The organism is Haloarcula nitratireducens, assembly GCF_019599505.1.
Genome location: NZ_RKLT01000002.1, coordinates 63,102 through 89,515, shown reverse-complemented (window position 1 = coordinate 89,515; position 26,414 = coordinate 63,102). Strand labels below are relative to the sequence as shown.

Here is a 26,414-nt window from a genome sequence, read left to right as displayed (position 1 = left end):
GATCGAACGGTAGGCGGCTACCCGCCGTCAACTAACTACTGCTCGTCCCACTCATCCATCCACAGACATCTTTCTCTCTTTGAGGAGAATCCCCCCTGCCTAAGTCCGCGGTATTTTAGTTCTCTTAGTCGATCCTACTTTCATCGAATTCTGCCCACATCTTAATGTACTGGATTAATCATATGTTTATATATGTTTTCAACCCAATGAGTAGTTGATGAAGCGGGCCAACACGTTTGTTGTACGCCCCCAATCCGAACAGGATCGGGAACTGCTCTACGAACTATTGGACGCTTCTGCCAGCCTCTGGAACGAACTTACCTACGAACGCCGCCAGCACTATTTTGAGGGCCAAAATGTTTGGGATACTGCCGACTACCGCAAACGGTATGTCGGCGTCCTCGGCAGTGCTACTGCTCAACAGATTATCCAAAAGAACAAGAGCGCGTGGAGGTCTTTCTTCGCTCTCATGGAGAAAGACGAGAACTGTTCTCCGCCGGGCTATTGGGGGAACGAGGACGACGGACGCACGTTACGGACCTACATTCGCAACGATCAATACACACTAGAGAATAGCGATCGCTCACGTCTCGAGATCCCGGTTGGGAAACAACTCAAAGAGAAGTATGAACTCGGCTATACCGAACGTCTCCGTCTCGAAGTTGCGGGTGTTCCAAAATGGAATGGCAAGCAGGGACGGTTGGAACTGTACTATGACGAATTCTCGGACCAATTTCGAGCCTTTCAGCCAGTCACCGTGGATGATTCTAGACTGGATTCACCACTGGCGGACGAAACCGCCGCTCTAGATATTGGTGCGAACAATCTCGTCGCCTGCACGACTACGACTAGCGAGCAGTATCTATATGAAGGACGCGACCTCTTTGAGCAGTTCTGTGAAACGACGCGAGAAATTGCACGTCTTCAGTCGAAGCTTCGCGACGGTCGGTACTCGTCGACTCGAATTCGGCAACTCTACCGACGCCGGACGCGACGGCGTAACCATGCACAGGACTCGCTTGCACGCGATTTGATCGAACGGTTGTACGCCGAGGGCGTCTCGATAGTGTACGTTGGCGATCTCACAGACGTACTGGAAACGCACTGGTCAGTGCGGACAAATCAGAAGACGCACAATTTCTGGGCGTTCCGGCAGTTCGTCGGACGACTCGTCGATACCGCCGAAGAGTATGGTATCACCGTCAAAGTCCGGTCCGAGGCGTGGACGTCACAAGAGTGTCTGAACTGTGGATCCACGACAGAGACGACGCGCCACCAAGATACACTTACCTGTCCATGCGGATTCGAGGGGCATGCGGATCTGGTCGCGTCAGAGGCGTTCTTGAGGCGGCACGAAACAAACTTCCCATGGCCGATGGCACGGCCCGTGCGATTCGAGTGGGACGACCACAGGTGGTCGGGGATATCACACCCTCACGAAAGTCCCAAAGAAGTGCGCACAAACCGAAGTATTCACGGGTAGAAGAAAGTCGCTCGCGTGGTGGGTCGGCATACGCCGAGACTCCAGCGCGAGGATTCCCGCGCCGTTAGGCGCGCGGTGGATGTCAACGGGAACATACGCCTGTTGACCCTGCTCCGGTACTTGAACCTCCGGACGACGTAGAAACAGCGCCGCGGCTACCCGATCGCGCGAAAGAAAATGCGTGTCTGGAGCGCCGAATTAACCGAAGAGTTCGCCGAGGCCCTCGCCGCTGGCCTCGTCGTCCTCGTCGTCGTCGCCGTCGTCTTCCTCGGCGGCTTCTTCCTCTTCGGCCTCGTCGGACTCCTCGTCGACTTCCTCGTCTCCGGCGGCAGGTGCACCACCGGCAGCGCCGCCTGCGGCGGCGGGTGCGGCGGCGGCCTCCTCGACGGCCTCCTCGATGTCGACGTCTTCGAGGGCCGCGACGAGCGCCTTGACGCGGGATTCCTCGACGTCGACGCCGGCGGCGTCGAGCACGTCGGTGAGGTTGTCTTCGTTGATCTCTTCGCCCGATTCGTTCAGGATGAGTGCAGCGTAAACGTATTCCATTGTTCTGTCGTGTGAGTTGTGTTAGAACATCGCTCCGAGCGCGTCGCCGGCGTCTTCGTCGTCGTCATCGTCGTCCTCGGCCTCGTCGGCTTCGGACTCGGAATCGGCTTCGGCGTCGTCCTCGGAAGCGGTGTCGTCGTGGTCATCAGCCTGTTCCTCTGTCGCCGGAGCGGTCTCCAGCTCCTGGAGTTCCTCCGGCAGGGCCTCTTCGTCGTCGATCTGCGCGGCGAGCGCACGGACCTGCGCGTCGGCCTTGCTCACGAGGTCGGGGACGACCTCGGGGTCTTCGATGGCGGCCGCGAGCGCGAGGCTCTTGGCTTCGCCACGGGCCGTCTGCAGCATGGTCGTGACGGTCGTCGAAGTGGGGAACTCGGCGTTGACCGAGAGGTTGAACGCCCCGCTGACGGCCGCCTTGATGTCGCTCTCGTACTCCTCGACGTCGAGTTCCAGTTCGTCCGGCTCGAAGCGCACGCCGTCGGCGTAGACGGCGCGCAGGTCGAGACCGACCTCCTTGGGCTCGATGCCCAGTTCGTTGAGGACGTTGGCGAGGTCCTGTGAGACCTCTTCGCCCGTCTCGAGGACGGTCGAGTCGGAGAGGACCTGAATCGACCCCTCCTGGATCCGAGCGTCCGCGCCGATGCTCTGGAGTTCGCCGACGAACGGGCCCGGGTCGACGCCGGTGTCTCCCTCGGGGATGACGATGTCGTTCGGGGCGGTCTCTCCGGCACCGATCGGTGCGGGCGTCTTCGACGCTTCGAGTTCCTGGTACAGCGAGAACGGGTTGCTGTCCGTGCCGATGAGGCCGACCTGTCCGGTGACGAACTCGGTCAGCTCTTCGAGGCCGTCGTCGACCTCCTCGAGCGCGCGCACGAGCAGCGTGTTCCGGGAGACGCGGAGCTCCGCGGTGCCGTGAAGGTCACGGCGCATGTCCTGGAGCTGTCGGGAGGGAATGCCGGTGATGTCGACGACGCCGACGCTCTCGTAGGACTGGAGCATCTCGGCGATCGCGTCGACTTCCTCCTCTTTCCACTGCGGGATGGTCTCCGTTTTGCGTTCGCTCTCGGCGCTCATATCAGGCCACCTCCATGGCGGGACCCATCGTCGTCTTCACGAAGACGGAGTCGATGTTGAGCGGCCCCTTCTCGAGGTCGGCGTGCAAGCGCCGCAGGATGACGTCGATGTTGTCGCCGATGTCCTCGGCCGACATGTCCTCGGCACCGACGCGCGTGTGGAACGTCCGTCGCTCCCCGCTGCGGAGCTGCACGGTGTTTTTCATGCGGTTGACGACCTCGACGACGTCGTCGTCGGGGTCGAGCGGCTCGGGCATCTTCCCGCGCGGTCCCAGCACGGTCCCGAGGTATCGACCGATGTCCTGCATCAGGTCTGTCTCCGCGATGAAGAAGTCGGTATCATCGGCGAGGTCCTTGGCGGCGTCGTCGTCGCCACCCAGTTCCTCGAGGTCGTTCTGGTCGAGTACGTCGTCTGCGACCTCCTCGGCACGGAGGGCGGTCTCGCCCTCTGCGAAGACCACGATGGTGGTCTCCTGTCCGGTACCGGAAGGAAGGACGACAGACTCGTCGACACGATTCGACGGGTTGTTGAGGTCAAGGTCGCGCAAGTTGATAGCGAGGTCGACCGTCTCGCGGAAGTTCCGCTCAGGTGCGTCCTCGAGTGCGCGAGAGACTGCGTTCTCTATTTCCTGGTCTGCCATTGTTCACCTCCGTAGTGCGCCAAACGGCTTCTACGGGTCAGTGAAACAGGCGGATGCCTGTCTCGTACGGTGAGAGGCCAATGCAACACTTAAAGCCGTCGAACCGTCTCCTCCGTTTCCTACGCGGCGCTGTCGCTATCACGTAGTCTCAGACCGGCGAGCGCGAGAAAGAATAGACCGCCGTCGAGAGGGTCGTATAACGCTCGTGCCTTCCGCTGACACATCGTCAGAGCGACACCGAAAACTCGCTTCGCTCGCTTTCGAGCGTTCGCGGCTTACGCTGCCGCTTCCTCAGCGAAGATATCGTCGTACTCGCCCTCGTCGATCCGCTTCTTGAACTCGCGGGGGTTGTTCCCCTCGATGGTGACGCCGAGCGAGGTACAGGTGCCGACGACTTCCTTCGCGGCGTTCTTCAGGTCGTAGGCCAGCAGGTCGGACTGCTTCTGCTCTGCGATCTGTCTGATCTGGTCGGCCGAGAGGTCGGCGACGAAGTCCTCCTGGGGTTCGCCGCTGCCCGTCTCGAAGCCCGCCTCGTCCTTGATGAGTTCGGCCGTCGGCGGCACGCCGACCTCGATGCTGAACGAGCCGTCGTCGTCGTAGTCGACGGTGACGGGGACTTCGGTGCCGTCGAACGCTTCCGTCTGGTCGTTGATCTCCTGAACGACTGCCTGCACGTCCACAGGCGTCGGTCCCAGTTCGGGACCGAGAGGCGGGCCAGGGTTGGCCTGCCCACCGGGGACGAGCACTTCGATAGTTCCAGCCATGTACGGTCAATCCTCCGCGGCAGTTTAAAGGATTGCGTTTCAGCACCGTGCGCGTGAGGGCGGCACACGGTCTGGGTGGGCTAATTCGTCGTTGGCAGCGTTCCGGTCTGGTAGCAGTATCGCGCGATATCCGTGTCTCGTGGCGTCGACAGAGGAACTCGCCTCTCGGACGCCGTCAAGCAAGCTATAACGAGCGGAATTACTCCCCTCGCTTTCCGTACGCTTCCTCGCCCCACTCATAATCGGCGGCTTCGTCGTCCCGTTCGAGGTAGTCCTCCAGTACCTCCCGTACCGCTTGGCCGAGATCAGCTAACTCACCGTCGATCATCGAAACCGTGCTCGAATCGAGCGACTCGGTCGCGTTTCGCTCCCGCCAGTCGTCCGGAATCACTGGAGTGTCGAAGCGAAGGCGGTCTTCGGTCGGGTCCCAGTAGAAGTCGAACGCCCGGAACAGGCCGAGGTCGCTGACGATTCGAACGTGCTCTTCGTCGAGGTTCGTGTACTCGGCCCACTCGTCGAATCCCTCCTTCCACGCGCCCTCTTGGAGCAAATCTTCGATGTCCTCGCGGTAGAAGTCCTCTGACCCGAGCGTCTCTTCTTGCCACTCAAAGTCGCGCGGCGTCCCTCGGTTCGACAGGTCCGGTGGTTCCGGGTCCTCTATATCGAGTGCCATACCGGTAGTTCCATTGACAGCACAATAAAGCCCATAGCGCTACCCGACCAGACGAATGAGATGCCTCTCGCGAGAGAGATTCGCCGTCAGAGCGAAGTCGTCCGAAAGACGCAGAGCGCCCTTCGGAACGAGTGTGGGACTCGCCGAGTCCACGGAATCCTCAACGGGCGGCGAAACCGCCCGTGAGAGGACGGCGAGAAGGCGTCGCTCTCTCGAATTACCCGTCAGGAGCCTACTTCTGGCCGCTTTCGCGAATGAGGGTCCGTGAACACTCGTAGCAAGACGGTTCAAGCGAAGGTGACGCCGTTCATCGCCAGGAAGTCACCGGCGTCTTTGATCTCCACCGGAGAGCCGATAATTCGCACGTGCTCGCCTTCACGGCGAATCGTAACCGTGAACCGGTCCTCGAGTTCTTCGCGAATACCCTCTAGTGTTCCTACTGGCAACTGGATTTGCGTGCTGTCACGGAACCGGTCAGCACTCGCCATTATCGATTTCTGTTCGCGGAAGTCGTATAGGTGTGTCGAAATCTCTAGCACAGGCGTTCGACGCGTCCGAGCCGTTGCTATCGACTGTGCTCTCCGCAGAAGTATTCTCGAACGCGATATTGTGGCTTTCACGCGGTGAGCGGGTCCCGACTGGTCGGTTCCGTTCGGCGAGGGAAGAAAGTCTTATTCGGCGCGAGAGGCCGACGTACAACTGATGGGGCTCGACGAGGAGATACAGGAACTCGAGGAAGAAATCGCCAGTACGCCCTACAACAAGTCCACAGAGGCCCATATCGGCCGACTGAAGTCGAAGCTCGCGGAGAAGAAAGAGAAACTGGAACAGCAGTCCGGATCCGGCGGTGGCGGCGGCTACGCCGTCGAAAAGCACGGCGACGCGACCGTCGCGCTGGTCGGATTCCCGAGCGTCGGGAAGTCCACGCTGTTGAACGCGCTGACGAACGCCGAGTCCGAGACCGGATCCTACGAATTCACGACGCTCGACGTCCACCCCGGTATGCTGAAGTACAAAGGCGCGAACATCCAGATTCTCGACGTTCCGGGGCTCATCGAAGGGGCGGCCGGCGGGCGCGGTGGCGGGAAGGAGGTGCTGTCGGTCGTCCGCACCGCCGACCTCGTCGTCTTCCTCGTCTCCGTCTTCGAGATCGAGCAGTACGACCGCCTGCGAGAGGAACTGTACAAGAACAAGATTCGCATCGACACCGAGCCACCGCGCGTGACGATTCGGAAGAAGGCCAAAGACGGCATCTCGGTCAACAGCTCCGTCGATCTCGACTTGGACGAGGAGACGATAAAGAGCGTCCTCCGCGAACACGGCTACGTCAACGCGAACGTCACCGTCGGCGAACAGGTCGACATAGACCGCCTCATCGACGGCGTGATGGACAACCGCGAGTACGTCCCCTCCATCGTCACCATCAACAAAGCCGACCTCATCGAGCCGGACTACCTCTCGACGGTAAACGAAGAGCTAGAAGAGCGAGACATCGACCCCGAGGAGGCCATCTTCATCAGCGCCGAAGAGGAGAAGGGTCTCGACGGGCTGACCGAGCGGATCTGGCAGGAACTCGGGCTCATCCGGATCTACATGGACAAGCCGGGGCGAGGCGTCGATAGAGAGGAACCGCTCATCCTCCGGCGAGGCGATACGGTCGACGACGCCTGCGAGAAACTGGGCGGGAGCTTCGACGAGCGGTTCCGCTTCGCCCGCGTCTCCGGTCCGAGCGCGAAACACGACGAACAACAGGTCGGCCGCGACCACGAACTGGCCGACGAGGACGTCCTGCGCATCGTCGCTCGAAAGTAGCGACCGCACTTTGCTTTTGCCTTCCTGTCCAACGTTACCGTCTCCCTCCGCTAGTGAGGCGTATTTGGACAAGAACTCTCCTTAGAAGACGATGACGTGCGATGAGACGGAATGTGGGAACACCCTCGCGTAGACTGGCCGCTACCGAGCGTCTGTATGCCCCTCCGATAGCGCACCCAGATCTAGTCAATTCCCGGAGTAGTTCCAAGGTTAGCGAAACCGGGAGACGGTGCCAACCTTGGACTCGTCTTCACTGAAAGTAGTGCGATATCAGACATACTCGGCGGTCGAACGACGGAGACTCGATACGCAGAAAAGCCTTCTATAGGCGGCCTGAGGGGGCGTTATCGCTTCTTGAATCCCCATGAGACGCGATCACATATTCGTGGTTTCAGCGGCGCATAGGTACTCTGACTGTCAGTCTAATTCCTATTGGCGGGGCGTCCGGCCAAGGTTGGTCGACGAAAGGGAGTCGTGACCTCTCTCCTGCGATAGGTGGGTCACTCCCGTTACTATAGGGGATTCTGAATCGCGCACGTACGCGAACAAAGCACCTTTCCCTCTCTCAGGGCTCGGATATGCATATGGTCGCTGGCCCTCGTCGTCGACTTTTCGCAGTGGTCGTCGCCGGCCTCGTGCCGTGGACCGTCCTGTTCGTCGGCGGCGAGCTGACGATACTGTTCACGTTCGGTCTCTTCACGACGAGCCCGCCGGAACTGCTCCCGATATACGACTATTTCTTCCGGTTCACGCGGCGGCTGCCCCGATTCATCGAGTCGTGGGGCACCGGCGTGCTGTTGTACCTGCTCGCCCTCGCCAGCGCGCTCTCGGGAGCCGTCTGGCGAGAGGACCCCCGCATCACGGCGCTCTCGCTCGTCGGCGCGGCGCTCTCACAGATCGGGGTCGTCCTCGGGTTCAGCCGACGAATCGGGTACGTCGCGCTCCCCGTCGGAACGGTCGTCCTGTTGGGCGTGGCGTGGTGGTACTACTGGCCGTTGCTCGGATTCTCGGCGGACGGAGAGCCCGCGACAGAGTAACCCGTCGCTCGCCGCGTGCGGTACTCTTTTCGCTCGTCCGGCCCACTCGCAGAGTATGCTGACACTCGACCACACGATGATGCGCGTCGAAGACTTGGAGGCGTCCATAGACTGGTACCAAACCTATCTCGACTACGAGGAGAAGAGCCGCTGGGAGGCCGACACGTTCACGAACGTCTTCCTCGGCCCGGAAGACGTCCACGACGAGGGGGCACTGCTCGAACTGACGTACAATCACGACGGGCGCGCGTACACGATGGGGGATTCGTGGGGCCACATCGCCGTCCGCGTCGAAGACGTCTACGACGCCTACGAGGAACTGATGGACGCCGGCGTCGAGGACTACCGCGACCCCGACTCCTGTGGCGGCTCGTATGCCTTCGTCACCGACCCCGACGGCCACGAGATCGAGATCGTCGAGCGGGACCACGGCGCGAAGTGGTCGCTCGACCACACGATGCTCCGCGTCGAGGACGCCGACGAGGCGATCGGCTGGTACACCCGCAAGCTGGACTACGAGATGTTCCGCCGCTCGGAACACGACAGTTTCTCGCTGTACTTCCTCAAGCCGAGAGACGCGGCCGACGAGGCGATGTCGGTCGAACTCACCTACAACTACGACGACCGGTCCTACGAGCTGGGCGACGCGTGGGGACACGTCGCCGTCAACACCGACGACCTCCACGAGACGTGGGACGAACTGCTGACGCGCGGTGCCGAAGACTACCGCGACCCCGAGAGCTGTGACGACCGCTACGCCTTCACGAAAGACGCCGACGGTCACGAGATAGAGATCGTCACCAACTAGCCGAAACTCGCAGTTCGACAGACAGAGCCCACTTTTTCTCGCCACTCTCTCGTCAGTTCATCCCGCTTTCGACGCCGCGTCTGACGGACGTATGACGAGATTTTGAAACGAACCACAAAGTGCTTATAATCCCACGATATCGCCTGTATCGGTCGAAAACCGGCATGATATGTTCTCTCATCCCGCATATCTGACCACAAAACATTTATAATGTCCCGCTTTGGTTAGAAGCGTACCCCTACCCAAGGCGACAGAAGTGAGTACACGGGTTCGGTCTATGCGCGGTCACGTGGACCGCGCACCGACCAAGTGGAAAACGGCTGACGCCGCCCGATAGCAAACCTACAAACTATGACAGATACAAACGAAAAAATCCGCAGCCTGTTCCTGACAGCGCTGATGGTCTTCGGCGTATTCGCCGGGACCGTCGCGTTCACCGGGGGCGCTGCGGCAGCGAACATTTCCTCCTCGACTTTCTACAGCGGTCAGGAAGTCACGGTGGAAGACTTGCCCAGTAACAACATTGACTACCAAGTTCGTACCGTTGACGAAGACAATAACGTCGGATCACTCGCTCGTACCCTCACGCCTCAGAATAATGAGGTTACCTTCGACACTGACGGTCGTCTGAGTGAGGGTTCCTTTGTCATCGTCCGAGCAGACAACCAGAATGTTATCGACCTTTACGGTGATGGTAACGCCTCTGCGGCCAATGACCAGTTCGAGGTCGTCGCACAGGACCTCACCGCTGAGTTCGACGACGACACGGCTGGCACCAGCGGTGACAGTGCCAACGTGGACTTTGAGATCGCCTCCGACGTTCGGAACGACTACGACGTGAACGTTTCCGCTGAGGGTCTCGACGCCGAAGAGCTTGAGAGCATCTTCGGTGAGAACAACGTCAGTAACGTTGACACCGAGGAAGAACGGATCACCATCGACAACGCTGAAGCCACGTGGGAACTTGACTTCACAAACGTCGACACTGGCAACTACACATTTGAGACGAACGTGACCGACGCTGACGCGTCCGACGCTGACACCATCGAAGTGGTCAGCACGGACGACGAGAACGCAGGCTTCGCACAGTCTGTCGTCGAGGAGCAGCGCGGTGACGTCGCCGAAGTGACCGTCCAGCTCGAGAACACCGACACTGCGCTCGTGCAGATCGGTGACGAGTCTGACGACGGGTACTACCTCACCGCGGAGGTCGAGGACGGTAACGACGACGGCGAGGTTACCGTCGAGTTCAACAGCTTCCTCGCTGGTGCTGTTGCTGGGGACGATGTCGTCTCCCCTGCTGACAGCGACGACAACGTTGACGCTCTCTCCCAGGGTGGCGACTTCACCGACGTCACCAACAAATCCGCCGGTGGCGACGTCCTCGCAGCCACTGACTACGACATCCTGGCTGCTGCTGGTTCGCAGAGTTCCGACGCCTACAACAGCACAACCGGTACCATCGAGGATGAGCAGTCCTTCGCGACGCTCTCGCTGACCGAACGGTCCACCGACGGCCTGCAGGTCTGGACTGCTCCTGAAGACTCACTCAACAACGACCTCAGCGATGCTGACGCCGCTGATGTCTATAGCCTCGTTGAGAGCAACAACCTGACGCAAACTGACACGATTGCCGAGGAAGACGTCGCAGTCATTCAGGTCCAGGCCTCCGGTCTGGAAGGTGCTGTCGAAGCAGACTCCTACGCGAACCTGAGCGGTACTGCCTTCGAACACGAGATCGAGGCCGCCGCAGCGAACCCGAACTCGGACTCTGCCTCCGTGTCCGTTGCGAGCGTCTCTAGTGATGTCATCTACGACGAAGCAAACGACACGCACTTCGTTGTTATCGATAGTACGGCAATCACTAACGAGTTCAACCACGACGATGGTGACGAGTACGAAGCTAACTTCACGATGCTGGACACCACTGACCTGAGTGAGGATAACGTCTCAGTCAGTGACTCTTTCACCATCGAAGACCGCGACGCGACGCTGAACGACGGTGAGGACATCACCGTCGAAGCCGCTGACGACCAGCAGGTTACCGGTCAGACGAACGTTGCACCCGGCACGGAACTGACCGTCCGGATGCGCAGCACGACGTCCGGTAGCCCGTTCCTGGTCCAGCCGACGACCTACGTTGGCGCAAACGGTAGCTACACGGCTACCGCGGACTTCAGCGACTACAGCCCCGGCGCGAACTTCACCGCACAGACCCGAATCAGCGGTGACAACCTCGGCGACGAGGTCGACGGCTCCATCGTGGAAGCCACCAACGACTCGGACAACGGTACCGCCACGCCGACCCCCGGCACCGAGACCGAGACCGGTACGGACATGACCGAGACCGAAACCGGCATGACCGAGACCGCGACCGAGGGTGGCGCATCGCCGACTGAAGGCGGCATGAGCCCGACCGAGGGTGGCGACACCCCGGCAGCTGGCACCGAGACGCCGACGTCCGGTGACGGCCCCGGCTTCACGGCCATCGTCGCTCTCGTCGCGCTCGTCGCCGCTGCGCTGCTCGCAGTCCGCCGCGACAACTAACGGGAACTTCCCGTCCCTGACTTTCGCCCTTTCTTTGGCGCGCTACTCCGAGTAGCGATAGCTCCATCGCGAGTGGCTTCGATCCGCACGCGTCGGCACAACGACAAAGCATATAGGCCGGATTGGCCAACGTAGGCACGAATGAGGCCTCCGCTCTTGCAGTCTACCGTGACGTTCGGCGGGCTGTCCTTCGACCCGCTCGTGTGGTCGGAACCGCTGATGTGGCTGGTACTGTCGGCGTTTCTCGGCAGCGCCGCGCTCGTCAGGTACGATGAAGCGTGGGCGCGTCGCGTCGCGGTCGCCGGCTGGGGGCTGTTCGCGCTGTTCTGGCTGGTGCTCATCCCGCACTTCACGCTAACACAGAAGAGCGTCGTCGAGGGCATCGGGAGCCTCGCGGCGGTCCCGCTCTCGCTGTACGCGGGCTATCTCCTCTGGAACGGCCGCGACTCGCTGTTCGCGCTGACGCGCGCCATCGGCGTGATGGGCATCGTCTACGTCCCATTCCTCACCATCGGGCCGCTCAGACAGTGGCTGGTCGAGGTCGTCACCGACCAGACGGCGTTCCTGATCTCCCTGACCGGCGCGGACCCGCTGGTCGTCGACGGCTACTCGCACAACGGCATCGAGATCGCGACGAAGCAGTACCCCTACGAGAGCACGTTCTGGTTCGACCACGAGGCCGGTCCCATCACGTACAACATCCTGCTGGCGTGTACGGGGATGGGGAGCATCTCCATCTTCGCGGGCGGCATCCTCGCGGTGTCCGCGCCGTGGCGGCGAAAGCTGCGGGCGCTGGCGCTGACCGCCTCGCTCATCTACGTCCTGAACCTGTTTCGGAACGTCTTCATCGCGATCATGTTCGGCCAGCAGCGGATGCAGTGGTTCGAGGGGACGATCATGTCGCTGTTCGGCCTGAGCGACCCGCGGATGGTGTCGTACTACATCGCCGACCGCATGCTGGCGCAGTTCGGCTCGGTCGTCGCGCTCGTCGTCATCACGTGGTTCCTCGTCCGCGAGCTGCCGGAGATAACCGTCCTCGTCGAGGACCTGCTGTATCTCGTGACCGGGACGGAGTACGACCTCTCGAGCGCGTTCGACATCGAGCGGGAGCCCGGTGAGGCCGTGACCCGGCCGAGCGACGACTAAGCGTCGGCGATCGCGTCGAGCGTCTCTTCCTCTACCGGATGGAGTTCGCCCGGGATCACGAGCAGATGGAGGGGGTCGCCGAAAGAACGCTCCGCGAGTTCGGAGAGCGTCCCGGCGGCGACGACCGGATTCGGACTCCCAGCGCGGGCGACGACGACGGCGAGCGTCTCCGGGAACTCCTCGGCGAGCAGCGTCGCGGCGCGGTCGGCGGTCATGTACGTATCGTCGCCGTCGTCCCAGTGCGGGTCGTCGACCTTGATATCGAGGTAGACGAGGGTGTGGAGGTCGCGCGAGCGGTTGTCCTCGATGACTCGGACGACGCTGTCTGGGACGCCATCACCGCCGTGAGCGCGTTCGAAGGGGAGCGTCGTCGCCTTCCCGAAGCGGTAGTTCTGCAACCCGGTCAGCGATGCCGCGGCGGTCTGTGCGGTCGTGCCGTGGACGACGTGCGTCTCGATGCCGCGCTCTTCGGCGCGCAGACGGAGGTCCGTGTGCGTCGTCGAGACCATCGTGTCGCCGGCGGTCAGAAACGCCACGTCCTCGCGCTCTGCGGCGTCGAGGATCGGCTCGGGGTCCCGTTCGATACCGGCGCGGTCGCGGACCTCAATGTCCGTCTCGTGGAAGGCTTCGAGCGATTCGAGGTCGGTGCCGACGAGGCGGCTCGTGTAGAACTCCGCGAACACGCGGTCCGCTTCCCGAATGGCGTCGCGTCCGGCGATGGTGACCGACCGCTCGTCGTAGAGACCGAGACCGACGAAGGTGAGCATACCCATCGTGGGACGGCGGCGGAGATAAAGGGCGCGAAGCGTCAGGCTTACCGCCCGCGCCGGGGGAGAGGTGGTATGGGCGTTCCAAGCGTTCGCGTCGCCCGCGAGGACGGCGAGGCGACCCGCACGCGACTCGCGGAAGCCGACCTCGTCGACGACGGTCACGACATCACGGTCGAGGACGGGTCGCTTTACATCCCGGTCACGGATCCGGCGGCCGTCCCCGACGAGTTCGACGTCGTGGAGTTCGACGCGCCCGTCCGCGAGTCACAGACGATGCCTGCCGACCGCCTCGGGTTCGACCCGAGCTACGAGCGGATCGGCGACATCGTCATCGTCGACGAGGACGACCCGGAGCGTGCGAGGGAGATCGCCGACGCGATCGTCGCTTCCGATTTGCCAGTCGAGGGCGTGTTGAACCGCGCCTCGAAGATCAAAGGCGAGACGCGCGTCCGGGACTGGGAGGTGCTCGCCGGGGACACCACCGAAGTCGTCCATCGGGAGTACGGCTGTACGTTCGCGCTCGACCTCGCGGAAGTGTACTTCTCGCCGCGGCTCGCGACGGAACGCCACCGCGTCGTCGAACAGGTCGAGGCGGGCGAGCGGGCCTTCGACATGTTCGCGGGCGTCGGCCCGTTCGTGATTCCGTTCGCCAGGGCGGGCGCGACCTGCGTCGGGACGGACATCAACGAGACGGCCGTCGAGTACCTCCGCGAGAACGCCGAGCGAAACGGCGTCGCCGACCGGGTGACCGCCATCTGCGGCGACGTCCGCGAGGTAGCGGCCGACTACGAGGGATGGGCCGACCGCGTGGTGATGAACCTCCCGCACAGCGCCGACGAGTTCCTCGAGACGGCCGTCTCGCTGGTCGGGGACGACTGCACGCTTCACTACTACGACATCCAGTCCGACGACGACCTCTACGGGCCCGGCGAACGAGCGATACGGACGGCCGCCGAACCCGAGTACGAGGTTACTATCGAAACCCGGCGAGCGGTTCGGTCCTACGCGCCGGGCGAGCAGAACGTGGTTCTGGACGTTCGACTGCGCCGTTGAGTGGCAGGCCAAACGATCGGCTAAAACCCACCGTTGAGCCGTCGCCACCGTGTGAGTCAGTGTCTCGTCGCTGTTGATTCGCAATCCTTATTGCGGCTATCGGCACAACGTACGAGTGCCGAGTGACACACTGACGACGTGCTGTTGGCACGCGAGACCGGTCGTCGTGTGTCTGTCGCGCCGGTGTAGCTCAGACTGGCAGAGCGAATCCTTCGTAAGGATTAGGCCGAGGGTTCAAATCCCTCCACCGGCTCTCTTTCGTTCGAATGATACTAAGTTCTGTAGAGAATCTGAATAAGTGAAGCGGCGCTCCTCTGCTGCTGCGATCTCTCGGAGAAAGGGTTCATCGCCTTCTGCGACCGCAACCGATGTGACTCAGTCCGCGCTGTGAGGCGGCAGGAAGCCGCAGTTCGAACAGCCGGTGTGTTTCGTGCGCTGATAGCTCAACTCGGTGCCGCAGTCCGTACAGTCGTACTGAACGTGTTCCATCAGGACACAATCAATTCTATTTACACATATACTTTGCGTGAGTCCGGTTCACGTCCGTCGTGGTCGGTCCGTCAGGCGGTGTCGTTAGCCGCCGTCGCGTTCGAAGGGGCCTCTGGCTGCGTCTCGGCGGCCCCCGTCGGGTTGATCGGGACCGTGGTCCCGGACTCGCTGATGACCGGTTTGAGGACGTACTTCCCGCTGTTGCCGGCTTTCACGACCGAGATGTCGAAGACGAAGTTCACTTCGGTGCCGTCGCGGACGGTGAACTCGTCGTTCAGTTGCAGTTTCTCGCTCGGGAGTTTCACGCGGACGCGCTCGCCGTCTTCGAGCGTCGCGTTCACCTCGCTGACGTAGACGAAGACCTTCCCGTAGGTCGCGTTCGGGAGCCTATAGGCGTCGACGAGCGTGGCGTTTTCCCCCTGAAGGGTCGTCAGGTCGAGGGTCGTGTTGCCGGCGGAGAACTCGACCCAGCCGCCGCTCTCTTCGCCCGTCCCCGTCCGTTCGAAACCGACCCGCGAGACCGTCACGTTGAGGTGTCGGAAGTCGCCGATAGCGTTCTTCTCGTCGCTGACGTAGAACGCGACTGTGCCGCCGGTGGTCGCGGTCGTCGTAGTTGTCGTCCCCGACGTTCCGGAACGGTCCGCCGAGGCGGTCGGTGAACCGGGCGAATCGGAGATACCGCCGGCGCATCCGGCGAGGAGGAGCGCACCGACGATCAGTAGGACGCGGAGTGAGTGGCGTGGCATACGACTCTCGTAGCGACCCCGATACCCTAAACCACCCAGACCGTTCGCCGGCTTTCAATCGGTTCAGGACCGTTCATTCGGCGGCGTCAGCGTATCCGCGTTCGGTATCGGCCCGGCCGTTCACTCGCCGAGGTCGAACTCGAACCGGGTGATACGCCCGCGCCAGTACGGGAGATCGCCGCTCGGGAGGTTCCACTCGACTTCGGCGCTCGTCGGGACGAGCATGCCGTCCCGCCGTTCGTAGTCCGCGAAGCGGCCGGTCCATTTCGACCGTTCGAAGCCGTCGCCGACCGCGCGGAACCGGTTCTCGGCGACGACGCGGTCGACCAGATTCGCCTCGTCGAAGTGGAAAACGAGCGACACCGTCGTCCCGCCGTGAGTGAGCGTCGCCCGCGCGGCGTCGTCGTCGACCGGCTCCCACTCGACGCCGTTCGTCGGGAGGAGCGCGGTGGGGAACCAGACGGCCTCGGCGAGATAGCGGCTCAGTTCGCCCGCGGCCAGCTCCGGCGTGGGGGCGGCGTCGGCGACCGGCACCGTCCAGAGCAGGCGAGCGGAGAGCGTGGGTATCCCGTCGACGTAGCTATCGACGACCTGCGTCGGGAGGACCGACCCCAGCCGTATCGTCGCGTCCCAGACGAAGCCCGGCGGCGAAACCGCGTAGTGTTGGGTCGCTTGCAGCGGATGCCACGCCGACTCGCTGTCGCCGAGGCGGAACTCGCCGCGTTGTTTCAGTCGCGCGGTCCGGATGTGGGACTGACCTGGTTCGAGAACCGTCTCGAAGTATCGACGCACCGGGTCGGGAAGATCGGCGTAGTCTTCGGGTGTGACGGTCCCCACTGGTCGCTCGCTGGCAGTTTCCTGTAACTCCTCGACCAACTGCGCGCGCTGGCGTCCGGTCCGTCGCCTGCCCGCGAGGACGCTTCCCAGCGACAGGCCGAGAAAACCGTAGAGGGCGGTTCGAGCGGAGAGACCGGGGAGCCGGCGGTCGCGTTTCGAGGCGGAGGGTTCGTCCGACATCGGGATCCGATACGTCGTCCGGGCAAAAATAGCTGGCTGGCGGCCGCGGAGACTGCCGCTCCGGCGATCAGCGGTGAACCGCCTCGGGGTCAAGCCCCGAGGCACTCGGCCTGCTCCGCCTGTAGATAAACGCCCCTCACAGGTGGCGCAGTAGAGCGAGTAGCTACCGGCGTGAATCGTCGAACGAACGCCATGAGGCGACTCCACCACCGACGAATCGATTCGGCGACCGGTTCCGCGTCCCGGGGAGGTCGCTGACGTGTCGTACCGGAACGCCTGGCACCGCGAGGACTCGACGGTCGTCTGTCTCGCCTGCGGAGAGGCGGTCTCGCGCGACGACGCCAGGGAGTACGACAAGCACGGCGACCGCTGGGACAGAGAGGAAAAGGAGTTCGAATACCTCTGCAAACCGTGTTACCGTGAGTGCTCTCACAGTCCGCGGCGGGGGTTAGAGGACCGACTCGTCGAGGCCGGCGCAGGCACGGTCGACCGCGCGACGTTTCTGCGGCGGTACTGTGCACTCTCGAAGGAGGACGCGCCCCCCGAGAACCGCCGCGGTTAAGCGACGCCGACCTACGGCGTGATGACGGCCCGCCCGTCGATCTCGCGGTGTTCCAGTTTCTCGGCGACGGTGTTGATCTCGTCTAAGCCGTACTGGGTCGTGTGTAACTCGACGGCGTCGCGTTCGACCAGCGCGACCAGTTCCTGGAGTTCGGCGTAGCGGCCGACGATGTTGCCGACGAACGAGAACTCTCCATTGACAAGCGCCTGTGCTGGTTCGTGGATGTGGCCGCCGTAGCCGATGATGTGGTGGTCGCCCCCGGCCGCACAGACGTCGGGAGCCAGTTGCGTCGTCTCGTCGGCCCCGACGAAATCCAGCACCTGGGCCGCGCCGACGCCGTCGGTGATGTCCTCGATTTCGCTCGCCACGTCGTCGCTTTCGGGGTCGAGCGTGTAGTGCGCGCCGAGGTCCGACGCGAGGTCGCGCGCGGACTCCTTGAGGTCGACGGCGACGATGTCGGCGGGGCTCATCGCTTCGAGACACTGGAGACCGATGTGACCGAGCCCACCGACGCCGATGACCACGGCGGTGTCGCCGGGGTTGAGACCGTCGTCGGCCTTCTTGACGGCGTGATAGGCGGTGATTCCGGCGTCGGCGTGGGGCGCGATGGTCGTCGGGTCCACGCCGTCGGGGAGCGGAATGACCGACCGCTCGTTCGTGAGCAACTCGTCGGCGAAGCCGCCGTCGGTCGTCAGGCCGTTGAACGACTGGTTCTCGCAGTACATCGTCTCGCCCTGCCGACAGGGCCGACACGTCCCGCAGGTCTGGACCGGGTGACAGATCACTTGATCGCCCTCCGAGACCAGTGTCACTTCCTCGCCGACGGCGACCACCGTCCCGGCGTTCTCGTGGCCCAGCGTCATCGGGAGCGTCTGCTCGACGTAGTCGGTCCACATCCCTTCGATGATGTGGTTGTCCGTCTGGCACCAGCCGGCCCCCTCGACTTCGACCACCACGTCGTCGCTGTTGGATACCTGCGGTTCGTCCACTTCGTCGATGGAGAGTCCGTTCGCCATGTCGTCGGTGTACTCGTGGAGTCTGGCGGCGTGCATCGCGTGGCAGTACGTAGCACACGAACAAAAACGTCCGCCGTGGCAACTCCTCGATGCGTCGCGGTTGTCGTCAGTGGGTGAGCAAGAGCAACTGTTCGTCGGTCCGGACGAGACAGATCGGGCTGCTCGGCTCGCCGAAGGTGTTCGTGCGATTCTCGCTGACGAACAGGCGGTCGAAGGGGTCGCCGCAGGCCGGACAGGCGAAGTCGTTCCGATTCTCGAGGGTCATCGACCCGCGGTCCTGTTTGAGCAGCTTCAGACCGTGGCGGTAGTCGTGGACGTCGAAGCCGCCGCTGACGTCGAGTCGCTCCATAGAACAGAGAGTTCCGCGGGTCGCTTAAGGCTTAGACCAGGTTCGCGCCCATGTAGAGGACGACGACGAGGAAGATCCAGACGACGTCCACGAAGTGCCAGTACATCGAGGCCGTCGAGACGGAGGTGTGCCGTTCGGGGGAGTACTGCCCGTAGTACGCCCGGACGAAGACGATCCCGAGCAGAACGGCACCCATCGTGACGTGGAGACCGTGCAGACCGGTCAGGCCGTAGAACGCGGAGCCGTAGATTCCCTCGCCGAGACTGAAGCCCTCGTGAACGATGAACTCGTAGTACTCGTAGACCTGCCCGGCGATGAAGACGATGCCGAGCAGCAACGTCACGCCGAGGAGTTTGAGGAACCGCGAGCGCTTGCCGTTCAGCAGGGCGACGTGGCTGTAGTGCAGCGTCACCGAGCTGATGATCAGGATGACGGTGTTGACGACGACGAGCGATCCCCACACTTCGGGGATGGCGGCGTCGAGCCACACGTCGGAGCCCCGGACGAAGAAGTAGTAGGCGAAGCCGGCGCCGAACGTCGCCACTTCCGAGCCGAGGAACAACAGCATGGCGAACTTCAGGGTGCGCCCGGAGTGGTGGTCAGTCCCCCGCTCCCAGAAGTTCGAGACGAAGGCGTGATACAGCCAACCGTAGATCCCGACCAGGAACAGGCCGACGCTGGCGACGGTGGCGGCGGCACCGATGGTCGTGCTCACGAGCCCCGAATCGCCCAGCGCGAGGACGAAGAGCGCCGCGCCGACGTAGATGCCCGACGCGCCGATGGCCGTGACGAACGGCCACCAACTCGCCTCGCCGAACCCGTGGGGCCAGTCCTCCGTGGCCGGGAGGTGGTGCTCCCCGTGTCCGCTGTCCGTGTGTTCTTCCGGCAGACTCATACCGGCCTCTTATGGAGCGATTACTAAAAGCCCATCCAATTACTCGCGCGGGCCGCGCGCCGATGTCGGAAGCTACTCGGGAGCGAGTGACCTAGGGCCGTCGATGACAACGCGCCGACGCCCCGCGGGGACGCTGGCGGGGACGATTTGCCTGCTCGTCGCCGTCGGCACCGCGAGCGCCCACGGCGGCGCGCTGGCCGCCGGCGGGCGCGAACCGCTGACGATCCCGACGTGGCTCTTTCTCACCACCGGCGGGGCGGCCGTGGGGGCGTCCTTCCTGCTCGCCTCCTTCGTCACCGACCGCTCGTTCGTCGAGCGCATCCACGACTGGGGTCGCCCGCTCCTCGACGGCGGGGCGCGCGTACCGACGCTGGCGGGTCGAGCCATCGGACTGGTGGGACTGACCGCCGTCCTCGTCGTCGGCTTCGTCGGTCCCGATACCCCCCGAACCAACCTCGCCATTCTCTTGGTGTGGGTCGGCTGGTGGGCCGGACTGGCGATGACGACGTATCTGATCGGGAACGCCTGGCGCGTCCTCAACCCGCTGACGACCATCGCCGCGGCGCTCCCCTCGCTCGACCGGGACTACCCCGAGCGACTCGGCGCGTGGCCCGGCGTCGTCGGCCTCCTCGCGCTCGTCTGGCTGGAGGTGGTGAGCCCGCTGGCCGACGACGCCGAACTGCTGGCGACGGCGGTGCTGGGCTACTCGGTCGTGACCCTCGCTGGCGCGGTGGTCTTCGGCCGCGAGACGTGGTTCGCCGAGGCCGACCCGGTCGAGCGCGTCTTCCGGTACTACGGCCGCGTCGCGCCGATCGGCCGCGACGAGAACGGACTCCGGTTGCGCCTGCCGGGGATGGACCTCTCGACGCCGCGGCTGGTCGACGGAGCCGACGAGGTCGCCTTCGTCGTCGCCTTGCTCTGGGTGACGACCTACGACGGCCTCGTGACCACGCCAGCCTGGCGCGACCTGACGACGCCGCTGGTCGCGGCCGGACTCCCCCCGCATCTGCTCTACCCGATCGCGCTGCTCGTCGGCTTCGCGCTCTTTCTGGGCGTCTATCGACTCGCCGTGCGAGCGAGTACGCGGGTCGCCGAGACCTACCTCGCGCCCGCCGAACTCGCCGAACGGTTCGCGCCACCGCTGTTGGCCATCGCCGCCGGCTACCACTTCGCGCACTACGTCGGCTACTTCCTCTTTCTCGCCCCGGCGCTCGGAACGGCCGCCCTCTCGCCGCTTTCGAGCCCCGCGACGGTGCCCGTCTACCAACTGCCGGGCTGGTTCGGCGGCCTCTCGCTGGCCGCCGTCATCGTCGGCCACCTCGTCGCCATCTGGGTGGCCCACGCCGCCGCCTACGACCTCTTTCCCAGCCGCCTGCAGGCCATCCGCTCGCAGTACCCCTTCATCGCCGTCATGGTGTTCTACACGATGACCAGCCTCTGGGTCGTCTCCCAACCGGAGGTGCCCCTCCCTCACCTATGAACTCGGAACGCTTCGACGACGACCGCGACTACGAGTACAGGTACGACGTGCCCGCCGACGCCCCCGCCTACGACTGTGCCTACTGCGGCCGCCCGTTCGCCCGCGAGGAATGGCGCACGCTCCACTACGGGCTGGAACATCCAGCCGAACTGGACGACGAGGAGGTGCGGGCGTTTCGGGAGGCCTACGAGGACGAGGCGGACGACCTCGGGACCTTCCGCCTGCAGGCGCTCGCGGTGTTGGTTGCGATCTACTTCTGTCTGCTCATGGTCTACGCTCTAGTGTAGGCGTTTGAACGACGTGCTCTCGCCAGTTCGCTAGCAGTCGCTGAACCGCACGACGTGACCTCGAAAGCCCTCGACCGCCCGCTAGATTTCGTTTCCGTACGGAACGCTACGTCCTCGAAAGCCCTCGACCGCTCGCGGGTGCTGTGCGGGATATTCTCGCTACGCTCGGATAGGGGTCGCGCAGCGCCCGCCACCGGTCTCGCCCTTTCAATCCACCGAGGACAGCACCACAATACCGCCACATGCCTCCCCAACCGACTCTGTCGCTCCCGTTGGTCGCTCCGTCATCCCTCGCACAGTTTCGTCGCTCGGCGGAGCGAGCGACAGCGCGCGCCGGGCCGAGAGCGCGTTTCATCGCGCGAAGGCGGGGAAGGGCAGGCCTGCTGTAGCGGTTTCCTCGGCGGACTGAAAGGGCGAGACCGGTGGCGGGCGCTGCGCGGGCACTATTCGAGCGAAGCGAGAATATCCCGCACAGCGCCCGCGAGCGGTCGAGGGCTTTCGAGGACACGTCCCTCCGTCGAAGTGCAGCGCTCCACGAACCAGAACCACGCGAAACAGAAGCTAGAAGCGACACGTTGATGGGTCGGAGACGCACACTGAGGGGTATGGACCTGCGCGTCATCGACAAATCTGACACGGAGCTCTCTCTCGAGATCGCGGGCGAAGACCACACGTTCATGAACGTCATCAAGGGCGCACTGCTGGAGACCGAGGGCGTCACCGCGGCGACCTACGACGTGAACCCCGAGCAGTCCGGCGGCCAGACCGACCCGGTCCTGACCGTCAAGACCGAGGAGGCGGTCGACGCACTGGACGCCTTAGAGGACGGCACCGACCGCGTCATCGAGAAGGCCGACGACTTCACCGCGGCGTTCGAATCGGCGGCATAGAGCGTACCGGCCGACGCGAGCGTCTTTTCAGCAGACGACGTACGTGACGAAGACGGTGCCGCCCGGCGCGACGTGGACGTCGACGCCGACGGTGCCCGCCTCGGCGGTACGGAACGGCGTCCCGCGCTCGACGTAGCTATCGACCAGCGAGGCCGCCAGCGCGCTCTCGTTCTCGAAGTCGCCCACCGACCGACCGGTCCGCTCGTAGGCCACCTGATAGGCGACGATGGACGGTCGTTCGCAGGCGAGTCCGAATCCCGCTATGGCCTCGCGGTCGGGGCCGGAGCCGTCGCCGACGCGGGCGTCGACGAGGGCCTTGTTGTAGTAGGCCGCCGCGGCGTCGGCCGTCTCGTTGCGGGTCAGCGCACTCGCGCCCGCGTTCGCCCGGCGGTCGTTCAGCGCGTCGACGTAGGCGTCCTCGACGGCGGCCAGCGAGAGACCGTCGGCGGTGTCGGCGCTGCCGGGCGCGCTCGGGATCTCGGGCGGTCCCGAGGAGCCGCCGAGAGTGGGCAGGGAGACGACGCCGAGGACGCCGAGGAGGATGACCCCCAAGACGACGGCGACGGCGGCGTAGCCGAGGACGTACTTCGTTTCCAGGACGTCCAGCCAGCCGGTGCCGATCTCGTCCAGCGGGTCGGTTTCGGGCGGGCCGACGCGGCGCTCGAAGTCGGAGCCGCCGCAGCGACTGCAGGGCGGAGAGTGTTTCTGATGCTCGCGGCCGCAGTTCTGACACACCCACACCGGCCCGCCCTCGACCACTTCGTGGCTGACCTGTTCGACCGCCCGCTCGAAGGTGCCGTGGCCGCAGTTGTCGCAGGGCGGGTCGTTCTCCTCGTGTGGTTTCCCGCACCACTTACACCGCCATTCCATTGGGTTACCCTAGGTGACCGAGCTACAAAGAGTGCGCGGACGCGGTTCTCCGGGCGCTTTCGGTGCGGTCGGTCCCTATCCGTCGAGGGTCGCGCTCGAGCGTCTCACAACCGTACCGGAATGCCCTTGCTATCGAGATACTGCTTGGTCTCTTCGATGGAGTACTCACCGAAGTGGAAGATAGAGGCCGCCAGCCCGGCGTCGGCACCGGCCTCGACGAACACCTCTTCCATGTCGGCGGGACTGCCACATCCGGAGGAGGCGATGACGGGCGTCGAGACGGCGTCGCAGACCGACTTCATCAGCGGGATGTCGTAACCGTCCTTGGTGCCGTCGGCATCGATGGAGTTGACGAAGATCTCGCCCGCACCGCGCTCTTCTGCTTCCATCGCCCACTCGACGGCGTCGAGTCCGGTGCCCTCGCGGCCGCCCTTGACCGTACACTCGAACCAGCAGGACTCGCCGTCGACTGTCGCGTAGTGTTCGCCCTCCTCGTCGAAGCGCCGACGGGCGTCGAGCGAGATGACGATGCACTGGCTGCCGAAGGCCGCCGCGCCCTCGCCGATGAGGTCCGGTTCCGCGATAGCACCCGAGTTGATCGAGACCTTGTCCGCGCCCGCCCGGAGCGTCTCTTTGATGTCCTCGCGGGTGCGGATGCCGCCGCCGACGGTCAGCGGGATGAACACCTCGTCGGCCACCGACGAGACGGTCTCTAGCATCGTCTCGCGGCCGTCGGCGGAGGCGGTGATGTCCAGGAAGACGAACTCGTCGGCCCCCGACTCGTTGTAGGCCTTCGCCATCTCCACCGGGTCGCCGGTGTACTCTAAGTCCTCGAAGTTGACGCCGGTGTAGACGGCGGCGTCCCCGTTCTCGTCGACGTCGACGTCGATACAGGGGATGATGCGTTTCGTGAGCGTCATTCGATACCCGGGCGTTCGCCGCAGGGCCGTTTGACCGTTTCGGCTGGCGCGATACCCGCAGCGGAATCCGACAGCTACAGGTGTCCGCTCTCGGTAGACGCGAATATGGCAGACGAACACGCCGAGGAAAACCGTCCGAACTACGACCCCGAGAACGTCGAATTACCGGACAAACAGGCCCCGCTGCGCTCCACTTCGCCGCAGAGCCCGTTCACGATGGGGCAGGTCGGGCAGGGCATCGCCGTCACGCTCGTCGGCCTGGTTCTCACGTTCGGTATCGCGCTGGCGCTCGTGTGAACCGCTTCGGGGTCAAGCCCCGAGGCACTCGGCCTGCTCCGCCTGTAGAAACGATGGGCTTTGTTTTCGGCGCGGTCAGGCCAGTTCGTCGGTGATCGTCGAGCGCAGCGCGGCGATCTCCTCGGCGTCGTACTGCAGCGTGTCGTCGTTGACAGTGATATCGAGGTGGTTCGACCCGTTCGCCTCGCCCAGTTCCGTCACCGGCGCGACGCCGTCGAACAGTTCGTAGACGGCCTCGGGGTCCGTCGTCTCGAAGACGACGCGGCCGGGCTGCTCGTTGAAGAAGAGGCGCTTTCGCGTGCCGCGGTCGACGGTTTCTATCTCCACGTCCGCACCCGCGTCCCCGTGAACCATCTCGGCGAGCGCCACCGCGAGGCCGCCGTGGCTCACGTCGTGACTCGTCAGGACGTGGTCGGCGTCGGCTACCTCGGCGATCGTCTCGATCAGGCTCGTGGGGTCCGCGGGCAGGTTCGGGAAGGCGTCGGTGCCGCCGAACTGCGCGGTGTACTCGGAGCCGCCGAGACGCGGGTCGGTCTCGCCTTCCAGCGCCCGGTCGCCGACGACGACGAGCGTCCCCTCGCCGGAGAGCTTCGCCGGCGGCGCGTCGTAGCCCTCCTTGACGCCGACCAGCGCGAGCGTCGGCGTCGGCGGGATGGGACCCGCGTTCGAGTCGTTGTACAGCGAGACGTTGCCGCCGACGACGGGCACGTCGAGTTCGGCGCACATGTCGGCGAGTCCGTCGACGATTCCCTTGAAGCCGCCGTAGACGTCGGGTTTCTCGGGGTTCCCGCCGTTCAGGCAGTCGACGGCGGCGTGGGGGAGCGCACCCTTCGCGGCCACGTTGGTGGCGTTCTCCAGTGCGACGGCCCGCGCGCCCTCGTAGGGCGCGGCGTCGGTCCAGTTGGGGTCCGCGCCCGCGGAGAAGGCCAGTCCGGTCCCCGCCTCGCGGATCGCGAGCAGCGAGGCGTCGTCGCCGGGCAGGACGCTCGTCCGGACCTGCACCTCGTGGTCGTACTGGCGGTAGACCCACCGCTTCGAAGCGGTGTTGGGACTGGCGACGATACGCTCGAACGCCTCTTCGAGGGCGACCGTCGGCAGGTCCCGCTCCTGTGTGGCCGGGTCCTCGGCGGGCAGGTCGTTCATCGGCGCGCCGTCGCCGAGGAACTCGGCGTCGACGTCGACGACGATCTCGCCGTCGAACGTGCAGATGTAGTTCGTCCCGGCCTCGGTGAGGTCGCCGATGACCGAGCAGCCGAGGTCGTAGCGCTCGGCGAGTTCGGCGACGCGGTCGACGTTCTCGGGTGCGACCTCGTAGACCATCCGTTCCTGGCTCTCGGCCAGCAGGTACTCCATGGCGTTCATGTTCGGTTCGCGCTCGTGGACGCGGTCGAGTTCGATGCGCGCGCCGAGGCCGCCCTTGGCGACGAGTTCGGAAGAGGCACCGCCCAGCCCCGCCGCGCCGAGGTCGCGGGCCGACTCGACGAGGTCTTCGTCCAGCAGGGCCTCGTTGCACTCGATGAGCAGCTTCTCCGTGTAGGGGTCGCCGACCTGCACCGCGGGGCGGTCCTCGGTCTCCGCGTCTTCGGCGAGGTCCTCGCTGGCGAAGGAGGCCCCGCCGAGGCCGTCGCGGCCGGTCGAGTTTCCGACGAGGACGAGCTTGTTGCCGGGCTCCTGCGCCTCGGCGGTGATGGTCCGCTCCGGCTCCAGCAGGCCGATACAGGAGACGTTGACGAGCGGGTTCCCCTCGTAGCGGTCGTGGAACGCGACCGACCCCGTGACCGTCGGGACGCCGATGCAGTTGCCGTAGTGCGAGATGCCCTCGACGACGCCCTCGAAGAGGTAGCGGGAGTGCTCGCGCTCGAAGTCGCCGAAGTACAGCGAGTCGGCGAGCGCGATGGGATAGGCTCCCATCGAGAGGGTGTCGCGGACGATGCCGCCGACGCCGGTGGCGGCCCCGTCGAACGGGTCGACGTAGGAGGGGTGGTTGTGGGACTCGACGCCCATCGTGATGTACCTCTCCTCGCCGTCGTGGCTCGGGAGCGAGACGACGGCGGCGTCGTCACCGGGACCGATGACGACCTGGTCTCCGTCGGAGTCGAACGCCGAGAGCAGCGGCCGCGAGGAGCGATAGGCGCAGTGCTCGCTCCAGAGGTTCTCGAAGAGAGCGGCCTCCGCTCGCGTCGGCTCCCGACCGATCTCCTCGACCACGACGTCGCGGTCAGCGTCGGACAGGCTCATTAGGTGGT

Annotated in this window: 27 protein-coding genes and 1 tRNA gene; 13 read left to right on the top strand and 15 right to left on the bottom strand. The window is 64.2% G+C overall.

Annotated features, from left to right (window positions below):
• Positions 1-217: 217 nt before the first annotated feature.
• Complete coding sequence (locus EGH23_RS07100; RefSeq protein ID WP_220579322.1) at positions 218-1,483, top strand: RNA-guided endonuclease InsQ/TnpB family protein; 1,266 nt, start codon at positions 218-220, stop codon at positions 1,481-1,483.
• 198 nt (positions 1,484-1,681) lie between these two features.
• On the opposite strand, the gene rpl12p is transcribed toward EGH23_RS07100, so the two are convergent.
• The 6 genes from rpl12p to EGH23_RS07070 all read right to left on the bottom strand — a co-directional run bounded on the left by rpl12p (position 1,682) and on the right by EGH23_RS07070 (position 5,665).
• Complete coding sequence (gene rpl12p, locus EGH23_RS07095; RefSeq protein ID WP_220579321.1) at positions 1,682-2,029, bottom strand: 50S ribosomal protein P1; 348 nt, start codon at positions 2,027-2,029, stop codon at positions 1,682-1,684.
• Between the two features lie 21 nt (positions 2,030-2,050).
• Entirely contained in the window at positions 2,051-3,100 is a 1,050-nt protein-coding gene (locus EGH23_RS07090) for a 50S ribosomal protein L10 (RefSeq protein WP_220579320.1), read from the bottom strand.
• A 1-nt stretch (position 3,101) separates the two neighbouring features.
• On the bottom strand, positions 3,102-3,740 hold the full coding sequence (locus EGH23_RS07085) for a 50S ribosomal protein L1 (RefSeq protein ID WP_220579319.1): 639 nt from the start codon (positions 3,738-3,740) through the stop codon (positions 3,102-3,104).
• 275 nt (positions 3,741-4,015) lie between these two features.
• Positions 4,016-4,504, bottom strand: a complete 489-nt coding sequence (locus EGH23_RS07080; RefSeq protein ID WP_220579318.1) for a 50S ribosomal protein L11 — start codon at positions 4,502-4,504, stop codon at positions 4,016-4,018.
• 199 nt (positions 4,505-4,703) lie between these two features.
• A complete protein-coding gene (locus EGH23_RS07075) occupies positions 4,704-5,177 on the bottom strand; it encodes a DUF7992 family protein (protein ID WP_220579317.1) in 474 nt (157 codons plus the stop codon).
• 287 nt (positions 5,178-5,464) lie between these two features.
• On the bottom strand, positions 5,465-5,665 hold the full coding sequence (locus tag EGH23_RS07070; protein WP_162319110.1) for a VNG_1110C family protein: 201 nt from the start codon (positions 5,663-5,665) through the stop codon (positions 5,465-5,467).
• 214 nt (positions 5,666-5,879) lie between these two features.
• On the opposite strand from EGH23_RS07070, the gene EGH23_RS07065 reads away from it, so the two are divergent.
• The 5 genes from EGH23_RS07065 to artA all read left to right on the top strand — a co-directional run bounded on the left by EGH23_RS07065 (position 5,880) and on the right by artA (position 12,527).
• Positions 5,880-6,989 carry an OBG GTPase family GTP-binding protein gene (locus EGH23_RS07065; protein WP_220579316.1) on the top strand — a complete coding sequence of 370 codons (1,110 nt, stop codon included), beginning with the start codon at positions 5,880-5,882 and terminating at the stop codon, positions 6,987-6,989.
• Positions 6,990-7,567: 578 nt separating this feature from the next.
• Positions 7,568-8,026, top strand: a complete 459-nt coding sequence (locus EGH23_RS07060) for a TIGR04206 family protein (RefSeq protein WP_483867103.1) — start codon at positions 7,568-7,570, stop codon at positions 8,024-8,026.
• 55 nt (positions 8,027-8,081) lie between these two features.
• Positions 8,082-8,834, top strand: a complete 753-nt coding sequence (locus EGH23_RS07055) for a VOC family protein (protein ID WP_220579314.1) — start codon at positions 8,082-8,084, stop codon at positions 8,832-8,834.
• A gap of 351 nt (positions 8,835-9,185) precedes the next feature.
• Positions 9,186-11,381 (top strand): DUF7827 domain-containing protein, encoded by a 2,196-nt coding sequence (locus EGH23_RS07050; RefSeq protein ID WP_220579313.1) that lies wholly within the window; start codon positions 9,186-9,188, stop codon positions 11,379-11,381.
• 141 nt (positions 11,382-11,522) lie between these two features.
• On the top strand, positions 11,523-12,527 hold the full coding sequence (artA, locus tag EGH23_RS07045; protein WP_220579312.1) for an archaeosortase A: 1,005 nt from the start codon (positions 11,523-11,525) through the stop codon (positions 12,525-12,527).
• On the opposite strand, the gene dph5 is transcribed toward artA, so the two are convergent.
• Entirely contained in the window at positions 12,524-13,294 is a 771-nt protein-coding gene (dph5, locus tag EGH23_RS07040) for a diphthine synthase (RefSeq protein ID WP_220579311.1), read from the bottom strand. The two genes, artA and dph5, sit on opposite strands and share 4 nt — an antisense overlap.
• 75 nt (positions 13,295-13,369) lie before the next feature.
• Between dph5 and EGH23_RS07035 the strand changes: the two genes are divergently transcribed.
• On the top strand, positions 13,370-14,350 hold the full coding sequence (locus EGH23_RS07035; RefSeq protein ID WP_220579310.1) for a class I SAM-dependent methyltransferase: 981 nt from the start codon (positions 13,370-13,372) through the stop codon (positions 14,348-14,350).
• Between the two features lie 179 nt (positions 14,351-14,529).
• Positions 14,530-14,603, top strand: a tRNA-Thr gene (locus EGH23_RS07030).
• Positions 14,604-14,910: 307 nt separating this feature from the next.
• Here EGH23_RS07030 and EGH23_RS07025 read toward each other — a convergent pair.
• Together EGH23_RS07025 and EGH23_RS07020 are read right to left on the bottom strand one after the other, a co-directional pair.
• On the bottom strand, positions 14,911-15,585 hold the full coding sequence (locus EGH23_RS07025; RefSeq protein WP_220579309.1) for a DUF4382 domain-containing protein: 675 nt from the start codon (positions 15,583-15,585) through the stop codon (positions 14,911-14,913).
• 120 nt (positions 15,586-15,705) lie between these two features.
• A complete protein-coding gene (locus tag EGH23_RS07020; RefSeq protein WP_220579308.1) occupies positions 15,706-16,602 on the bottom strand; it encodes a DUF6920 family protein in 897 nt (298 codons plus the stop codon).
• Between the two features lie 259 nt (positions 16,603-16,861).
• On the opposite strand from EGH23_RS07020, the gene EGH23_RS07015 reads away from it, so the two are divergent.
• On the top strand, positions 16,862-17,164 hold the full coding sequence (locus EGH23_RS07015) for a DUF7562 family protein (RefSeq protein WP_220579307.1): 303 nt from the start codon (positions 16,862-16,864) through the stop codon (positions 17,162-17,164).
• 11 nt (positions 17,165-17,175) lie between these two features.
• On the opposite strand, the gene EGH23_RS07010 is transcribed toward EGH23_RS07015, so the two are convergent.
• The 3 genes from EGH23_RS07010 to EGH23_RS07000 all read right to left on the bottom strand — a co-directional run bounded on the left by EGH23_RS07010 (position 17,176) and on the right by EGH23_RS07000 (position 19,424).
• A complete protein-coding gene (locus EGH23_RS07010) occupies positions 17,176-18,216 on the bottom strand; it encodes an NAD(P)-dependent alcohol dehydrogenase (RefSeq protein WP_220579306.1) in 1,041 nt (346 codons plus the stop codon).
• Positions 18,217-18,286: 70 nt separating this feature from the next.
• Positions 18,287-18,529, bottom strand: a complete 243-nt coding sequence (locus EGH23_RS07005) for a DUF7385 family protein (RefSeq protein ID WP_220579305.1) — start codon at positions 18,527-18,529, stop codon at positions 18,287-18,289.
• A gap of 31 nt (positions 18,530-18,560) precedes the next feature.
• Positions 18,561-19,424: a cytochrome c oxidase subunit 3 gene (locus EGH23_RS07000; protein ID WP_220579304.1), complete on the bottom strand. Its 864-nt coding sequence runs from the start codon at positions 19,422-19,424 to the stop codon at positions 18,561-18,563.
• A 103-nt stretch (positions 19,425-19,527) separates the two neighbouring features.
• On the opposite strand from EGH23_RS07000, the gene EGH23_RS06995 reads away from it, so the two are divergent.
• From EGH23_RS06995 to EGH23_RS06985, 3 genes are all read left to right on the top strand, one after another.
• On the top strand, positions 19,528-20,904 hold the full coding sequence (locus tag EGH23_RS06995; RefSeq protein WP_236044703.1) for a hypothetical protein: 1,377 nt from the start codon (positions 19,528-19,530) through the stop codon (positions 20,902-20,904).
• Entirely contained in the window at positions 20,901-21,191 is a 291-nt protein-coding gene (locus EGH23_RS06990; RefSeq protein WP_220579303.1) for a DUF7410 domain-containing protein, read from the top strand. Before EGH23_RS06995 ends, EGH23_RS06990 begins: the two co-directional genes overlap by 4 nt.
• Positions 21,192-21,796: 605 nt before the next feature.
• Positions 21,797-22,081 carry a DNA-directed RNA polymerase subunit L gene (locus tag EGH23_RS06985; RefSeq protein WP_220579302.1) on the top strand — a complete coding sequence of 95 codons (285 nt, stop codon included), beginning with the start codon at positions 21,797-21,799 and terminating at the stop codon, positions 22,079-22,081.
• Positions 22,082-22,108: 27 nt separating this feature from the next.
• On the opposite strand, the gene EGH23_RS06980 is transcribed toward EGH23_RS06985, so the two are convergent.
• On the bottom strand, positions 22,109-22,951 hold the full coding sequence (locus EGH23_RS06980) for a zinc ribbon-containing protein (RefSeq protein ID WP_220579301.1): 843 nt from the start codon (positions 22,949-22,951) through the stop codon (positions 22,109-22,111).
• A gap of 104 nt (positions 22,952-23,055) precedes the next feature.
• Positions 23,056-23,871: an imidazole glycerol phosphate synthase subunit HisF gene (gene hisF / locus EGH23_RS06975; RefSeq protein ID WP_220579300.1), complete on the bottom strand. Its 816-nt coding sequence runs from the start codon at positions 23,869-23,871 to the stop codon at positions 23,056-23,058.
• Positions 23,872-23,976: 105 nt separating this feature from the next.
• Here hisF and EGH23_RS06970 point away from each other — a divergent pair, with 105 nt between their 5' ends.
• Complete coding sequence (locus EGH23_RS06970) at positions 23,977-24,168, top strand: DUF7550 family protein (RefSeq protein ID WP_220579299.1); 192 nt, start codon at positions 23,977-23,979, stop codon at positions 24,166-24,168.
• 75 nt (positions 24,169-24,243) lie between these two features.
• Here the strand turns inward: EGH23_RS06970 and purL are convergent, their stop codons facing one another.
• Entirely contained in the window at positions 24,244-26,406 is a 2,163-nt protein-coding gene (purL, locus tag EGH23_RS06965) for a phosphoribosylformylglycinamidine synthase subunit PurL (RefSeq protein ID WP_220579298.1), read from the bottom strand.
• Positions 26,407-26,414: the final 8 nt, after the last annotated feature.

What these genes read in the sequence shown, in the direction of transcription:
- EGH23_RS07100 (WP_220579322.1), top strand. Translation starts at nt 218, where the DNA reads ATGAAGCGGGCCAACACGTTTGTTGTACGCCCCCAATCCGAACAGGAT.
- rpl12p (WP_220579321.1), bottom strand. Translation starts at nt 2,029, where the DNA reads ATGGAATACGTTTACGCTGCACTCATCCTGAACGAATCGGGCGAAGAG.
- EGH23_RS07090 (WP_220579320.1), bottom strand. Translation starts at nt 3,100, where the DNA reads ATGAGCGCCGAGAGCGAACGCAAAACGGAGACCATCCCGCAGTGGAAA.
- EGH23_RS07085 (WP_220579319.1), bottom strand. Translation starts at nt 3,740, where the DNA reads ATGGCAGACCAGGAAATAGAGAACGCAGTCTCTCGCGCACTCGAGGAC.
- EGH23_RS07080 (WP_220579318.1), bottom strand. Translation starts at nt 4,504, where the DNA reads ATGGCTGGAACTATCGAAGTGCTCGTCCCCGGTGGGCAGGCCAACCCT.
- EGH23_RS07075 (WP_220579317.1), bottom strand. Translation starts at nt 5,177, where the DNA reads ATGGCACTCGATATAGAGGACCCGGAACCACCGGACCTGTCGAACCGA.
- EGH23_RS07070 (WP_162319110.1), bottom strand. Translation starts at nt 5,665, where the DNA reads ATGGCGAGTGCTGACCGGTTCCGTGACAGCACGCAAATCCAGTTGCCA.
- EGH23_RS07065 (WP_220579316.1), top strand. Translation starts at nt 5,880, where the DNA reads ATGGGGCTCGACGAGGAGATACAGGAACTCGAGGAAGAAATCGCCAGT.
- EGH23_RS07060 (WP_483867103.1), top strand. Translation starts at nt 7,568, where the DNA reads ATGCATATGGTCGCTGGCCCTCGTCGTCGACTTTTCGCAGTGGTCGTC.
- EGH23_RS07055 (WP_220579314.1), top strand. Translation starts at nt 8,082, where the DNA reads ATGCTGACACTCGACCACACGATGATGCGCGTCGAAGACTTGGAGGCG.
- EGH23_RS07050 (WP_220579313.1), top strand. Translation starts at nt 9,186, where the DNA reads ATGACAGATACAAACGAAAAAATCCGCAGCCTGTTCCTGACAGCGCTG.
- artA (WP_220579312.1), top strand. Translation starts at nt 11,523, where the DNA reads ATGAGGCCTCCGCTCTTGCAGTCTACCGTGACGTTCGGCGGGCTGTCC.
- dph5 (WP_220579311.1), bottom strand. Translation starts at nt 13,294, where the DNA reads ATGCTCACCTTCGTCGGTCTCGGTCTCTACGACGAGCGGTCGGTCACC.
- EGH23_RS07035 (WP_220579310.1), top strand. Translation starts at nt 13,370, where the DNA reads ATGGGCGTTCCAAGCGTTCGCGTCGCCCGCGAGGACGGCGAGGCGACC.
- EGH23_RS07025 (WP_220579309.1), bottom strand. Translation starts at nt 15,585, where the DNA reads ATGCCACGCCACTCACTCCGCGTCCTACTGATCGTCGGTGCGCTCCTC.
- EGH23_RS07020 (WP_220579308.1), bottom strand. Translation starts at nt 16,602, where the DNA reads ATGTCGGACGAACCCTCCGCCTCGAAACGCGACCGCCGGCTCCCCGGT.
- EGH23_RS07010 (WP_220579306.1), bottom strand. Translation starts at nt 18,216, where the DNA reads ATGCACGCCGCCAGACTCCACGAGTACACCGACGACATGGCGAACGGA.
- EGH23_RS07005 (WP_220579305.1), bottom strand. Translation starts at nt 18,529, where the DNA reads ATGGAGCGACTCGACGTCAGCGGCGGCTTCGACGTCCACGACTACCGC.
- EGH23_RS07000 (WP_220579304.1), bottom strand. Translation starts at nt 19,424, where the DNA reads ATGAGTCTGCCGGAAGAACACACGGACAGCGGACACGGGGAGCACCAC.
- EGH23_RS06995 (WP_236044703.1), top strand. Translation starts at nt 19,528, where the DNA reads ATGACAACGCGCCGACGCCCCGCGGGGACGCTGGCGGGGACGATTTGC.
- EGH23_RS06990 (WP_220579303.1), top strand. Translation starts at nt 20,901, where the DNA reads ATGAACTCGGAACGCTTCGACGACGACCGCGACTACGAGTACAGGTAC.
- EGH23_RS06985 (WP_220579302.1), top strand. Translation starts at nt 21,797, where the DNA reads ATGGACCTGCGCGTCATCGACAAATCTGACACGGAGCTCTCTCTCGAG.
- EGH23_RS06980 (WP_220579301.1), bottom strand. Translation starts at nt 22,951, where the DNA reads ATGGAATGGCGGTGTAAGTGGTGCGGGAAACCACACGAGGAGAACGAC.
- hisF (WP_220579300.1), bottom strand. Translation starts at nt 23,871, where the DNA reads ATGACGCTCACGAAACGCATCATCCCCTGTATCGACGTCGACGTCGAC.
- EGH23_RS06970 (WP_220579299.1), top strand. Translation starts at nt 23,977, where the DNA reads ATGGCAGACGAACACGCCGAGGAAAACCGTCCGAACTACGACCCCGAG.
- purL (WP_220579298.1), bottom strand. Translation starts at nt 26,406, where the DNA reads ATGAGCCTGTCCGACGCTGACCGCGACGTCGTGGTCGAGGAGATCGGT.